This window comes from Pseudomonas sp. CFBP 13711, from assembly GCF_014842265.1.
Classification (GTDB): Bacteria; Pseudomonadota; Gammaproteobacteria; order Pseudomonadales; family Pseudomonadaceae; genus Aquipseudomonas.
Window position 1 is genome coordinate 89,943 of record NZ_JACYVI010000004.1, and the last position, 12,792, is coordinate 102,734.

Sequence of the window (12,792 nt, forward strand, 5' to 3'; positions counted from 1 at the left end):
GAGGACATCACATGCGCAGAACCCTTTATGTGTTGCTGCTGTGTCTGGCGGCGGGCGTGGCCCAAGCCAGCCCATCCGATAGCGCCAACGGTGCCGACACTGCCGGCGACACCCAGGCGCAACTTCGGGAGCTGTTTTTCCAGGCCGCCCGAGACGGCCGCCAGGACATGCTCAACGAATTCATCAACGCAAAGTTCGATCTGAACGTGCAGGACGAAAAAGGCTATACCGCCCTGATTCTCGCCGCGTACCACGGCCAACAATCGACCGTGACCCAACTGCTCAATGCGGGCGCTGATCCCTGCGCCAAAGATCTGAGGGGCAACACGGCGTTGATGGGGGCGATCTTCAAAGGCGAACTCAGCATCGCTCGGCAACTGGTCGACGCCAATTGCGCGCCCGATCAACGCAATAACGCCGGTCAGACGGCCGCGATGTACGCGGCGCTGTTCCATCGCAAGGATGTTCTTGACGCACTGGCCGCCAAAGGTGCGGACCTCAATGCGACGGACGCCATGGGCAATAAGGTGCAAAACCTGGAGCGCGGCGAGTTTCAGCCGCTGTCGTCGAACAGGTAACGGATGCAAAACGCATCCGTCAGCCCAGCCAGCCTCATCAAACAACACCCAGATGGCTCTGCCGATGCACGAAATTGTGGGAGCGAGCTTGCTCGCGAAGATGCCAAGGAGTTTGAGCTCAAAGAAACATTGCATGCCGCGCTCATTCAGTTGGGAACAGCTTGGCCAATGGCGCGCGACCATAGTTGATCAACACTGAGAAGACATTCCGCATTTGCGCCGTAAGTCAGCAATGGCAGCGCCTCGGCAAGCCGAAGCCAGCGAAATGATGTGTGCTCCGCTGAGAGGACGGGATCTTCCATGCCCGAAACATCTACCGTAAAGACGCGCTCCTCTACTTGCTGAGGCTCCGCACCATAGTGCTTTCGCCATTGCTCCTTGATCGGATAGTGGTGACTGAATCCGGAGTAGATTGGGCTGTTGATGCACAGCTCAGTTTCTTCGAACACTTCGCGAACTGCCGCGTCCTGGAAGCTTTCCTGATCTTCAAGCGCGCCCGATATGCCCTGAAAGAACGCTGGCAAGTCTAGATCGTTGCGAGCCGCACGCTGGAAAATCAGATACTGGCGTTCGCCTACCAAAGAACGGGTCAGAAAAACGTGGACTGAGTAAGCACGTCGCATTGAAGTTTTCCTGAGCAAATGCTGGGTGTCGAACGCGCGTTTAGCTCTGCCAGGTTTTGGGCCTCTCACCTGTGCAACAGTGCAGCCTTTGTGCGTGGGAGCGTAGAGCATAAATAGCCTGATCTGGTTAAGGTGACTCGGGCAAGTCGCCCCTCAAGCACCACTTTCCGGATTCAGTGTTTTCAAAAGTGTGTGGCGACTCCAAGGCCCGCAGTATCCCGGAAGATGCGCAACGATTCGGTAACCGCAGCGTTTATACCAGTCAGCCACCCCGTCATCGAGGGTCTCAATGAGTGCTTCTCGGCATCCACGCGCCAGAGCCAGCGCCTCAAGTCGGTGCAAAAGCACAGTGCCGAGTTTCCGCCCTCGGCAAGCGGCGTCTACCCACAGGTAATTGATAAAAAGACGTCGGAATTCGGTACGGCCCGTCACACCGCCTATCAAGATTCCATCTTCCAACACCATGCAAGCGATAGGATTCGCAACGCCGCCCCGTTCACGGGATAAGTTCTGACCGTGTTTTAAAACGCCCTCCGACACGGCCTGCAGTTGCTGCTCGCTAATGCGGCATGTTTGCCATTCCTTCATGTCATTTCCTTATGTCCGTTGTATCAACATTCCGTGCAAGTGCCGTTCCTATCGGCGCTCGATTGGCTGTTTATGACCGCTAACGGGTTGTGGCAAGGACAGCGCCAAGGGCAGATTGACGCTGGCAGGGCCGATCAGGGGAGTTAACTAAAACTCCACTCCTCAGCTTGGACGACTCGGCAGAATGGTCCACCCAGCGTCGAATTATGGTGGGCAACGATGGCCTCTGCTGTGAGTCCTGGAGTATCGGAACAGGTGTGTCCGTTTGCGATGAGGACAGCATCAAATCCGCAATCGCGGGCGGCGCGGCAGGTACTGTCTACGCAGTATTGAGTTTTCATGCCTGTAACGACGACGCCGTCACACTCGCGCTCACGTAGCAGAGTTGCCAGGTCAGTCTGAGCGAAGGCGTTGGGGCGTTTTTTCTCGAAAATGACTTCGTCACCCATTAGCTGCAACTCCTGGACAAGCTCGGTGAGCGGGCTGCCCGGCTCAATTGGAGACCCTGCTGGACCTATATGGCGGGCAAGAAAGATGGGGGCTCCGGTTGCTCGGGCACTCCTCATGAGTTCATTCAATGTATTGATAAGCGCCCGGACTTCCCAAGGTTTGTCCGGGCCATGAACAAGCCCTACCTGCATGTCGAGAATCAGAAGTGCATACATGTGCGTTTCCTTACGTAGGTGCCAGCAAAACCGGGGCAAAAAAAAGACCCGATCCATTGCTGGCGGGTCTTTTGGGATTGTGTGCTGGTTTAATTCACACAACCTCTCGCGACCCACCAGTGGCGGTCGTGAAGGTTGTGGTTGATTCGAAGCGTGGCGTAGTCATGAGCCCGAAGTTAACGTTGTCGGGACGGTCTTGCAAGTGAACATGCTCAGGATGAATGTCATTTCCACTGCCGCTTCACGCCATGTCGCGGGGCAAGCCACGCTCCTGCAAATGCCAGTCAGCCTCAGTCCTCTTCCAGCCAAAACCGCAACGGTTTGCCCTGCGCCGGCCACAACCGCAATTGCTCAATGGGCGACACATCCCACCGCTGCACCTTGCCCATCGCCTCAAGGAACCGGTGTTCCTGTTCCATCAGCGCCGGCGCGCACAGTTTGCGGGTGCTGCCGACCGGGCCGAAGCTGATCGCATCACCCTGCAACTGGTACGACGCGAACCAGTGGTTGCAGCCGGCGTTGCCGTAGGCGCGGCCGTCGTTGCCCAGGGTCATGGTCAGGTGGCTGTTGTCGATCAACGGACGTTCACCGATCCACTCCAGCACGTAACCGTGGTCCTGCTTGAGGGCAGGGGTTTCGGTGGCGCATCCCGCCAGCAGCGTGGCCGCCAGCAGTGTCAGCAAAAGCGGTTTCATGCGGCTTTCTTCGCGCAGGCAGGGCAGAGGTGATTCTCGCCGACGACCTTCCAGCCCAGTTCCTCGATGCGTGCGGTGGCGGCAGGCTTGAGGGCTTTTTTGCCGTCCTTGCCGTCGACCATGAATTCGATGTCGCGCTCTTTACCGCAGTCGTTGCAGTTCACTTTCCATTGATGGATCGCCAACTCGGTGAACGCCGGGCCATTGGCAACGGCGACCCATTGACCGGTCGGGTTGATCAGGTGACGGACTTTTTCCACGTTCAAGCGCATGAACAGCTCTTTGCTGCCTTTGACGGTGACCAGCAGCACGTCGTCGGGCTTGATCGAGCCGCCGTTGCCGGTCACTTGATAGCGACCGACGGCCAGGCTGCGGCATTCGATCAGGGTGTGTTGCGGGGTGAGCATGCTGTAACGGAAATCGTGTTCGGCCATGGGGGTCTCCAAATAGGCGCGCATGCTAACACTTTAGAGAGGGGATTCTCGCTGCCGCCCGGCCCGGGATCGGCAGAGAACGCACTCACTGCACCAGATTCTGCGGGCTGCCCGCCGCCCAACCGGTGATGTTATCCAGCGTAGTCTGGGCGATGGCGCCGAGGGCTTCTTTGGTCAGAAACGCCTGATGGGCGGTGATCACCACATTAGGGAATGTCAGCAGGCGCGCCAGCACATCGTCCTGCAGCGGCAGGTCCGAGCGGTCTTCGAAAAACAGCTGCGCTTCCTCTTCATAGACGTCCAGCCCGAGGTAACCCAGCTGACCGCTTTTGAGCGCGTCGATCAGCGCCGGCGTGTTCACCAGCGCGCCGCGCCCGGTATTGATCAGCATCGCGCCGTGCTGCATGCGCAACAGCGAATCCGGGTTGATCAGGTGCCGGGTGTGCTCGTTGAGCGGGCAGTGCAGGCTGATGATCTGCGCTTCGGCGAGCAATTCGTCGAGGGGCAGATAGCGGGCGCCCAGTGCTTCGACCAGCGGGTTCGGGTACGGGTCGTAGGCCAGCAGTTGGCAGCCGAAGCCGGCCATGATCCGTGCGAACGTCGCCCCGATCTGCCCGGTGCCGACCACGCCGACGGTCTTGCCCACCAGATCGAAACCGGTCAGGCCGTGCAGGCTGAAATCGCCGTCGCGGGTGCGGTTGTAAGCACGGTGCAGATGGCGGTTCAACGATAGGATCAACGCCACCGCATGCTCGGCCACGGCATGGGGCGAGTAGGCCGGAACCCGCACGACGCTCAGGCCGAGGCGCTTGGCGACGGCGAGGTCGACGTGATTGAAGCCGGCCGAGCGCAGGGCGATCAGCTTGGTGCCGCCTGCGGCCAGTTGCTCAAGAACCGGCCCGCTCAGGTCGTCATTGATGAAGGCGCAGACCACCTCGTATTGATCGGCCAGCGCCACCGTGTCCAGGGTCAACCGCGCGGGCTGGAAATGCAGTTCGATGTCCGGCGCGATCTGCGCGCCGAGAAAGCTCTCGCGGTCGTAAGTCTGGCTGCTGTAAACAAGCGTGCGCATGGTTGTTCCTTTACAGATGGGCCTGCAATGTCGCGTCGAACGTGAGATTTAGGCACCCCGCATATCCACTGTAGGAGTGAGCTTGCTCGCGAAGGCGTTCTGTCAGTGCCCTCATTTGACCTGACCCACCCCGAACCCTGCAGCCTATCCATCACAGAACAAAAAACCAGTGACCCAGATCAAGCACTCACACGGGCCTCGGTTTCCAGGCGGTTGATGGCCTTCTCCAATTCATCCAGTGCCTTGTCGCTGTCCGCCGATTCCTGCTTCAGCAGGGTCTCGCTGCGTTGACAGGCCGCGCGCAATTGCGGGACGCCGCAGTAACGGGTCGCGCCGTGAAGGCGGTGGACGCGTTCGATCAGTGCGACGTTGTCCCTGGCCTCGCGGGCAGTGAGGATGGCTTCGCGGTCGGTGGCGAGGGAGGCCAGCAGCATCGCCAGCATGTCCGCCGCCAGGTCGGCTTTCCCCGCCGCCAGCCGCAGCCCTTCCTCGTGATCGAGCACCTGCAAATTGATACCGCCCTGGGCGATTTCGACGTGCCGCTCCGGCGCCTGATTGCGCAGCGCCAGCCCGGTCCACTTCAGCACCACCTGCGCTAGTTGACGTTCGCTGATCGGCTTGGTCAGGTAGTCGTCCATGCCGCTCTGCAACAGCGCGCGCTTTTCGTTGGCCATGGCGTGGGCGGTGAGGGCGACGATCGGCAGCGACGAGGCCTGACGTTCGCTCTCCCAGCTGCGAATTTCTTCGGTGGCCTGACGCCCGTCCATGCCCGGCATCTGCACGTCCATCAGCACCAGATCGAAGGGTTCATCCTGCACCGCTTGCACCGCCGCATAACCACTGTCGACGGCCTTGACTCTGGCGCCCATGTCTTCGAGCAAGGTCTGCACCAGCAACAGGTTTGCCGGGTTGTCGTCCACACAGAGAATGCGCGGCGGCCGGCTCGACAGCGGCTCCGGTACCTCGTTGCGCAACTGCTTGGGCTGGATCAACTCCGACAGCGCGCGGCGCAATTTGCGCGTGCACGCCGGCTTGGCCTGCAACTGGTTGTAGGCGTCGGGCACGGAAAACTGATACAGCGCCTGTTCGGTGGTGGGGCACAGCACCAGCACTTTGCAGTTGAGGTTTTCCAGGTCCCAGATCTGCTGGCGCAGACGCTCGGGCGGCAGCTCGTGGGCAGTCACGCCGAGCACGGCCATGTCGATGGCGTGGGGCGTCTGATGCACCACGGTCACGCCGTTGATGAGGTTCTCCAGATTGTTGAAGACCATCGGCTGCAGGCCGCAGTCTTCCAGTTGATGCTCAAGGGCCTGGCGCGACAGGTCGTGATGCTCCAGCACCGCCACGCGTCGGCCCAGCAACGGCGGGGCGGGCAGGTCTTCGAGGTCGTCGCGGGTTTTCGGCAGCGTCAGGCTGATCCAGAATTCCGAACCTTCGCCGGGTGTGCTCTCGACGCCGATCTCGCCGCCCATCTGCTCCACTAGCCGCTTGGAAATCACCAGCCCCAATCCGGTGCCGCCGGAGTGCCGCGACAGCGAATTGTCCGCCTGACTGAACGCCTGAAACAGTGCGCGCACGTCCTGGCTGGAAAGACCAATGCCGGTGTCCTGCACGCTGATGCGCAACTGCACGGTGGTGTCGTGTTCCTCCTCCAGCATCGCCCGCGCCACGATGGTGCCCTCGCGGGTGAACTTGATGGCGTTGCTGACGAGGTTGGTCAGGATCTGCCGCAGCCGCAGCGGATCGCCCACCAGCGACAGCGGCGTGTCGCGATAAACCAGGCTCACCAGCTCCAGCTGTTTGGCGTGGGCGGCGGGGGCGAGGATGGTCAGGGTGTCCTGCAACAGGTCGCGCAGGTTGAACGGAATCGCGTCGAGGACCAGCTTGCCGGCCTCGATCTTCGAGAAATCCAGAATCTCGTTGATGATGCTCAGCAAGTTGTCGGCGGATTTTTCGATGGTGCCCAGGTAATCGTACTGGCGCGGCGTCAGTTCGCTTTTCTGCAACAGGTGGGTGAAACCGAGAATGCCGTTGAGCGGCGTGCGGATTTCATGGCTCATGTTCGCCAGAAACTCGGACTTGATCCGGCTGGCCTCCAGGGCTTCCTTGCGCGCCAGGTCCAGCTCGATGTTCTGGATCTCGATGGTTTCCAGGTTCTGGCGCACGTCTTCGGTGGCCTGCTCGATGCTGTGCTGCAATTCTTCCTGGGCGTTCTGCAACGTCGCCGCCATGCGATTGATGCCCGAACCGAGTTCGTCCAGCTCGTAACTGCCCATGGGCGGCAATCGGGCTTCCAGATTGCCATCCTTCAGTTGAGCGACGACGTGTTTGATCTGAGTGATCGGGCCGTTGATGGTGCGGCTCATGCGCAGGGAGAGCATGGCGGTCAGGCCGAGGCCGATGACAATCAGGATCAGGCTGGCAAACAGGCTGCGATAACCGCGCAGCAGGGTGCCGTTGTGGGACAGTTCCAGCTCGACCCAGCCCAGCAGACGGTCAGCTTCGGCGGGCACGACATCGCCGGTCAGATGACGGCTGCGCCCGAACACCGGCATCAGGTAGCGGGTGGCATCATTTTCCGAGCGCTGCAGCATGTGCGTGCTGTTACCGATGGGGGCCTGGTTGATCATGCTCGGGCCGGCATGGGCCAGCATCGCGCGGTCGGCGTCAAGGAACGACACCGCGCGCACGTCGGCCTGTTCCAGCACCTGCCCGGCGATGCGTTCGAGCATGGCCTGATCGCCGCTGGCCAGCGCGCCGGCGGACAGCGGCGCCAGCTCGTTGGCAATCATTTCGCCACGCTTGAGCAACTGGGTCTGCAACTCGGTCAGTTGCATCCAGGTGAAATACCCCCCCAACAACGCCGCCATCAGGCAGGCCGGGAGCAGGGTCAGCAGCATGACGCGGCCTTTGATGCCCACTTTTCTCAGCACACTTCTTCTCCACCAACCCGGCACGAATTCAGGCAATTGCTGCGCCAATGCAGCGTGTGACGCGCAATCACTGCGCAGTGTAGTCATTTGCGCTTCATGCACACAGTGGGACTGGCGCGCGCGCACCTCATGGAAGTGGACACTTCCCTTGTAGGACTGGCTTTAGCCCGGAAGACATTGGAGGTCACACCGCGGAATTTGATGGTGCCCAAACCGGCCTCTTCCCGGCTGAAGCCGGTCCTACGGGAGCGCAGCGTGCACACTTGATGGGACTGGACACTTCCATTGTAGGACCGGCTTTAGCCGGGAAGACATTAGATGTCACACCGCGAAAATTGATGTTGCCCACGCTGGCCTATTCCCGGCTGAAGCCGGTCCTACTAAAGAACGCATCGCCGGCAGGCCAGCATTGCCCCGTCGCGCGCAATCTTGAATAATCTGCTTCTTGAGAATCACTCGCAGACGCCAATGACTCCCGCCAGCATCCACCGCCCCCACATACTCGCCATCGAGGACGATGTCGTGCTCGGCGCTTTTGTCCACGATCAGCTGGATCGCTGCGGGTTTCAGGTGACCTGGTGCCAGAACGGCGCCGAAGGACTGGCCTGTGCGCAACGCGAACCCTTTGATGTGGTGCTGATGGACATCCTGCTGCCGGGCATGAACGGCCTCGACATCCTCACCCATTTGCGCCGCCGCCACACCGTGCCGATCATCCTCATGTCCGCCCTTGGCGCCGAGGCTGACCGCATCACCGGTTTCCAGAACGGCGCCGACGATTACCTGCCCAAACCCTTCAGCGTCGATGAGTTGCGCGTGCGCATCGAAGCGATCCTGCGCCGGGTCGAGCTGGAAAGACGCTTCCATGCCCTGACCGCCCACGAGCCCGATGCCGGCGTGGAGAAACCTGAAGAGGACGGCCTGACCTTCGACGACGGGCGCTGCGATGTCTTCTTCGCCGGTAGCCCCGCGCAATTGACGGGCAGCGAGTACCGCCTGCTCGATACCCTTTGGCGCAATCAGGAAGACGTCCTCAGCAAGGCCTTCCTCTATCAGCACGTCCTGCAGCGCGGCTATTCCCAGCACGACCGCAGCCTGGACATGCACATCAGCCAGATTCGCCGCAAGCTCAAGGCTGTCGGCTATCAGGCGCGGCAGCTGCGCACGGTCTGGGGCAAAGGCTACGTGCTGACGGCGGCGGTGCAGGATGCCTGAGGTGTCGAATGGTTGAGCCGCGCAAACGGATGCCTGGCCGGCATTCGCTGTTCTGGAAACTCGCGGTTCTGCTGGTCGGCTTCTGCCTGCTGATGATCTGGCTCAGCTGGTATTGGGGCCGATACATCGAGACCCGCAACGCGTATCTGAATGCCGAAGCCCATCAGGTGCTCAACGACTATGCGGCGCAGGCCGAAAGGGCGTGGAACAGCGGCGGCCAGCGCGGCATCGACGAATGGCTGAAACAGGTCCGTCTGCAGGAAACCGGCTGGGTCGGGGTGATCGGCAGCGACTTGCAGTCTCTTGGCAGCACGCCGCTGACCCGCGAGCAGTCGCAACGGCTGACGTTCATGCGCGGCATCGACTGGCCGATGAGCACGCGGCAGAAGACCGTGCCCTGGCTGAAGATCGCGTTTCCCGGCAACCCGGGCGCGGGGAGTCTGGTGATCGAACTGCCTGAGCGCTTCAAGCCGGGTCGGTATGCGTGGGTCGGGCAAATCCTGACCAATGTACTGATTCCCGCGCTGTTTACCTTGCTGCTGTGCGTTGGGCTGTATCGCCTGCTGATTCGTCCGCTGAACCAACTGCGCGAGCAGGCCAACGCGTGGCGCGCCGATCGATTGTCGAGCCGACTGTCGCCGCAAATGACCGAGCGACGCGACGAGCTGGGCGAGCTGAACCGCGCCTTTGATCACATGGCCGCGCGCCTGCACTCGACGGTGCAGGTTCAACAGCAGTTGTTGCGTGACCTCTCCCACGAACTGCGCACGCCCCTGAGCCGCCTGCGCGTGGCCTGCGACAGCGAGCAAACCTTGCCCGAACTGCGCGAGCGCCTGAGCCGGGAAGTGGATGGCATGCGCCGCCTGGTCGACGACACCCTGCAATTGGCCTGGCTCGACACCGAACGTGAAAAACTCCCCGGCGAAGACATCCAGGTGGTGGCGCTGTGGGAGATGCTGGTGGACGACGCCTGTTTCGAAACCTGCTGGCCGTCCCGTCAGTTGCGCTGCGATCTGGACAGCGAATGCTGGGTCAGTGGCCATCTCAATACCCTGGCTCAGGCGCTGGAAAACATTCTGCGCAACGCCATCCGCCATTCTCCGCCCGAGGGCATCGTGCGCCTCGACGGTCGCCGCGAAGGGGATGACTGGCTATTGTGGCTGGAAGATCTGGGCGGCGGGATCGACGAGGGCGATCTCGAGCGTATTTTTGCGCCGTTCATCCGTCTGGACGGCGCTCGCCCCGGCGACGGTGGATTCGGGCTGGGGCTGAGCATCGCGCGCAATTCGCTGCGCCTGCAGGGCGGGGACTTGTGGGCCGAAAACACGGGGCAGGGCTTGAGAATGATCATGCGTTTGCCGGCCCGAGGGACGCGACCTTTTTAGGAAGCGCCTCGAGGTCCAGGCGCCGATGTATCGGGCGAATAACGCGGTCCCACAGGTTTTGCAGCGGCAGGGCGATGGCGTGTTATCCCGGATATCTCCGGTTCGCCTGTGCAGAAATCCTCTGCCTTATTCCATTCAGCGATAACCCCCTCACTTTGCGTGATATGGGCTGGCAACGATTGCCGGTATGATAGGCGACCCCCGCACGTCTGGATCGCGAAAACGCCATGACCCTGCAGTATCCAACCATCGCCGATTGCGTCGGCAACACCCCGCTGGTGCGTCTGCAACGCATGGCCGGGAACACCAGCAACACGTTGCTGCTCAAGCTCGAAGGCAATAACCCGGCCGGTTCCGTGAAGGACCGCCCGGCGCTGTCGATGATTACCCGTGCTGAATTGCGCGGGCAGATCCACCCCGGCGATACCCTGATCGAAGCCACCTCCGGCAACACCGGCATCGCCCTGGCCATGGCCGCGGCGATCAAGGGCTATCGCATGATTCTGATCATGCCCGACAACTCCAGTGCCGAGCGCAAGGCCGCCATGACAGCCTATGGCGCCGAGCTGATTCTGGTCAGCAAGGAAGAGGGCATGGAAGGCGCCCGTGATCTGGCCGAGCGCATGCAGGCGGAAGGTCGCGGCAAGGTACTCGACCAGTTCGCCAATGGCGACAACCCGCAGGCGCATTACGTCGGCACCGGCCCGGAAATCTGGCAGCAGACCGGCGGCACCGTTACCCATTTCGTCAGCTCCATGGGCACCACCGGCACCATCATGGGCACCTCGCGTTTCCTCAAGGAACAGAACCCGAACATCCAGATCGTCGGCCTCCAGCCTATGGACGGCGCGTCGATTCCGGGCATTCGCCGCTGGCCAACCGAATACCTGCCGAGCATTTATCAGGCCGACCGTGTCGACCGGATCATGGACATGGGCCAGGCCGAAGCCGAGGACGTCATGCGTCGTCTGGCGCGGGAAGAAGGCATTTTCTGTGGCGTGTCGTCGGGCGGCTCAGTGGCCGGGATGCTCCGGCTGTCCCAGGAAGTCGAGAACGCGGTGATGGTCGCGATTATTTGTGACCGCGGCGACCGTTACCTGTCGACCGGCGTCTACGATGCGCCCAACTGATGGCCAAGCGTGATGCAGGCCTGCGTTTCCAGCCCAGCGGCGGCACCCGGACCACGCAGGTTCCTGCCGGTAAAAAACAACGCCTGACCATCGAGCGGCTGGCCAACGACGGTCGCGGCATCGGTTTCGTCGAAGGTCGCACCTGGTTTGTCATGGGCAGTCTGGCTGGCGAAGAGGTCGAGGCCCGCGTGCTCAATGCCCACGGCAAAGTCGTCGAAGCCCGCACTGAGCGGGTGTTCCAGGCCAGCCCGATACGGCGCCCCGCAGCGTGCCCGCATTTCGGACGTTGCGGTGGCTGCAGCACCCAGCACATGCCCCACGCCGAGCAGCTCGCCCTGAAACAGAGCATGCTCGCCGAGCAATTGAGCCGCATCGCCGGGGTCGAGCCGGAGCAATGGGCCGCGCCGCTGACCGGCGAGGAATATGCCTACCGTCGTCGCGCCCGCGTCGCCGTGCGCTGGGACGTCCGCGCCAAACGCCTGGACGTCGGATTCCGCGCCGCGGCGAGTCAGGACATCATCGCCATCGAACAATGCCCGGTGCTGGTACAGGCCTTGCAACCGATCATGACGTCGCTGACGCCCATGCTTCGCAGCCTGAGCAAACCTCAGGCGCTGGGGCATGTCGAGCTGTTCAGCGGGTCGGCCAACGCCGTGCTGCTGCGCCACACCGCGCCGTTGCTTGAAAGCGATCTGGCAATTCTCAAAGCATTTTGCGAAACCCACGACGCGCAGCTGTGGTTGCACGGCGAAGGCGAGCCACACCCGGTCGACCCTTCCGCGCAACTGGGCTACCGCCTGGAACCGTGGAATCTGTCCCTGGCCTATCGCCCCGGCGACTTCGTGCAGGTCAACGCTCAGGTCAATACCGCGATGATCGAACAGGCCCTGGACTGGCTCGCGCCCGGCAAGGACGAACGAGTGCTGGACTTGTTCTGCGGGCTTGGTAACTTCGCTCTACCGCTGGCGCAAATGACGCGCGACGTGGTGGCCGTGGAGGGCGTCGACGCCATGGTTCAGCGGGCGACGGCCAATGCCGCCAGCAACGGTTTGAACAACGTGAAGTTTTATCAGGCCGATCTGTCGCAGCCACTGGACAAGGCGGCCTGGGTGGCGGAAGGTTTCGCCGCAGTGCTGCTCGATCCGCCGCGTGACGGTGCGTTCGAAGCAGTGGGCAAGCTCAAGTCACTGGGCGCTCGGCGCGTCCTTTATGTGTCGTGCAACCCGGCTACGCTGGCCCGCGACACCGTTGAATTGATCAAGCAGGGCTACCGTTTAAAACGTGCCGGAATCCTCGATATGTTCCCGCAGACAGCGCATGTCGAGGCGATGGCGTTATTTGAAGCGAGCAAGTGAGGCGGCGGCTCAGGAAACGCCGATGCCTTACACGGAGTCTCGTTTAATCCGACTGGCCCGCGCGTACGCGACCTTGCATGGCCCGCAAGGCGCACGCGCTCAAGAAGGCCGGCGACTGA

The 12,792-nt window shown here is 61.7% G+C and carries 12 protein-coding genes; 5 read left to right on the forward strand and 7 right to left on the reverse strand.

The genetic code is table 11. The annotated features are described in order from the left end of the window. Positions 1-11: 11 nt before the first annotated feature. Positions 12-578: an ankyrin repeat domain-containing protein gene (locus IFT47_RS09545; RefSeq protein ID WP_192172872.1), complete on the forward strand. Its 567-nt coding sequence runs from the start codon at positions 12-14 to the stop codon at positions 576-578. Positions 579-724: 146 nt separating this feature from the next. Here the strand turns inward: IFT47_RS09545 and IFT47_RS09550 are convergent, their stop codons facing one another. The 7 genes from IFT47_RS09550 to IFT47_RS09580 all read right to left on the reverse strand — a co-directional run bounded on the left by IFT47_RS09550 (position 725) and on the right by IFT47_RS09580 (position 7,588). Then, complete coding sequence (locus tag IFT47_RS09550; RefSeq protein ID WP_192172871.1) at positions 725-1,201, reverse strand: NUDIX domain-containing protein; 477 nt, start codon at positions 1,199-1,201, stop codon at positions 725-727. A gap of 153 nt (positions 1,202-1,354) precedes the next feature. Then, complete coding sequence (locus tag IFT47_RS09555; RefSeq protein ID WP_192172870.1) at positions 1,355-1,789, reverse strand: GNAT family N-acetyltransferase; 435 nt, start codon at positions 1,787-1,789, stop codon at positions 1,355-1,357. A 143-nt stretch (positions 1,790-1,932) separates the two neighbouring features. Continuing rightward, the gene (locus IFT47_RS09560; RefSeq protein ID WP_192172869.1) at positions 1,933-2,454 is read right to left on the reverse strand and encodes a cysteine hydrolase family protein; all 522 of its coding nucleotides are present in this window, start codon (positions 2,452-2,454) and stop codon (positions 1,933-1,935) included. Positions 2,455-2,744: 290 nt separating this feature from the next. Further along, a complete protein-coding gene (locus tag IFT47_RS09565; RefSeq protein ID WP_192172868.1) occupies positions 2,745-3,149 on the reverse strand; it encodes an META domain-containing protein in 405 nt (134 codons plus the stop codon). Continuing rightward, entirely contained in the window at positions 3,146-3,583 is a 438-nt protein-coding gene (locus IFT47_RS09570) for a hypothetical protein (RefSeq protein ID WP_065992852.1), read from the reverse strand. The genes IFT47_RS09565 and IFT47_RS09570 overlap by 4 nt, the downstream gene beginning before the upstream one ends. A gap of 85 nt (positions 3,584-3,668) precedes the next feature. Then, positions 3,669-4,655 (reverse strand): 2-hydroxyacid dehydrogenase, encoded by a 987-nt coding sequence (locus IFT47_RS09575; RefSeq protein WP_192172867.1) that lies wholly within the window; start codon positions 4,653-4,655, stop codon positions 3,669-3,671. Positions 4,656-4,834: 179 nt separating this feature from the next. Then, positions 4,835-7,588 (reverse strand): response regulator, encoded by a 2,754-nt coding sequence (locus tag IFT47_RS09580; protein WP_192172955.1) that lies wholly within the window; start codon positions 7,586-7,588, stop codon positions 4,835-4,837. Positions 7,589-8,056: 468 nt separating this feature from the next. On the opposite strand from IFT47_RS09580, the gene IFT47_RS09585 reads away from it, so the two are divergent. From IFT47_RS09585 to rlmD, 4 genes are all read left to right on the forward strand, one after another. Beyond that, positions 8,057-8,803 (forward strand): response regulator transcription factor, encoded by a 747-nt coding sequence (locus IFT47_RS09585; RefSeq protein WP_192172866.1) that lies wholly within the window; start codon positions 8,057-8,059, stop codon positions 8,801-8,803. A gap of 8 nt (positions 8,804-8,811) precedes the next feature. Then, positions 8,812-10,188: a sensor histidine kinase gene (locus IFT47_RS09590; RefSeq protein WP_192172865.1), complete on the forward strand. Its 1,377-nt coding sequence runs from the start codon at positions 8,812-8,814 to the stop codon at positions 10,186-10,188. A gap of 227 nt (positions 10,189-10,415) precedes the next feature. After that, a complete protein-coding gene (cysM, locus tag IFT47_RS09595; protein WP_192172864.1) occupies positions 10,416-11,318 on the forward strand; it encodes a cysteine synthase CysM in 903 nt (300 codons plus the stop codon). After that, positions 11,318-12,673, forward strand: a complete 1,356-nt coding sequence (gene rlmD / locus IFT47_RS09600; RefSeq protein WP_192172863.1) for a 23S rRNA (uracil(1939)-C(5))-methyltransferase RlmD — start codon at positions 11,318-11,320, stop codon at positions 12,671-12,673. The genes cysM and rlmD overlap by 1 nt, the downstream gene beginning before the upstream one ends. Positions 12,674-12,792 lie beyond the last annotated feature (119 nt).

Excerpts from the sequence above, each read along its gene's own strand:
- IFT47_RS09545 (WP_192172872.1), top strand. The coding sequence starts at position 12 with ATGCGCAGAACCCTTTATGTGTTGCTGCTGTGTCTGGCGGCGGGCGTG.
- IFT47_RS09550 (WP_192172871.1), bottom strand. The coding sequence starts at position 1,201 with ATGCGACGTGCTTACTCAGTCCACGTTTTTCTGACCCGTTCTTTGGTA.
- IFT47_RS09555 (WP_192172870.1), bottom strand. The coding sequence starts at position 1,789 with ATGAAGGAATGGCAAACATGCCGCATTAGCGAGCAGCAACTGCAGGCC.
- IFT47_RS09560 (WP_192172869.1), bottom strand. The coding sequence starts at position 2,454 with ATGTATGCACTTCTGATTCTCGACATGCAGGTAGGGCTTGTTCATGGC.
- IFT47_RS09565 (WP_192172868.1), bottom strand. The coding sequence starts at position 3,149 with ATGAAACCGCTTTTGCTGACACTGCTGGCGGCCACGCTGCTGGCGGGA.
- IFT47_RS09570 (WP_065992852.1), bottom strand. The coding sequence starts at position 3,583 with ATGGCCGAACACGATTTCCGTTACAGCATGCTCACCCCGCAACACACC.
- IFT47_RS09575 (WP_192172867.1), bottom strand. The coding sequence starts at position 4,655 with ATGCGCACGCTTGTTTACAGCAGCCAGACTTACGACCGCGAGAGCTTT.
- IFT47_RS09585 (WP_192172866.1), top strand. The coding sequence starts at position 8,057 with ATGACTCCCGCCAGCATCCACCGCCCCCACATACTCGCCATCGAGGAC.
- IFT47_RS09590 (WP_192172865.1), top strand. The coding sequence starts at position 8,812 with ATGGTTGAGCCGCGCAAACGGATGCCTGGCCGGCATTCGCTGTTCTGG.
- cysM (WP_192172864.1), top strand. The coding sequence starts at position 10,416 with ATGACCCTGCAGTATCCAACCATCGCCGATTGCGTCGGCAACACCCCG.
- rlmD (WP_192172863.1), top strand. The coding sequence starts at position 11,318 with ATGGCCAAGCGTGATGCAGGCCTGCGTTTCCAGCCCAGCGGCGGCACC.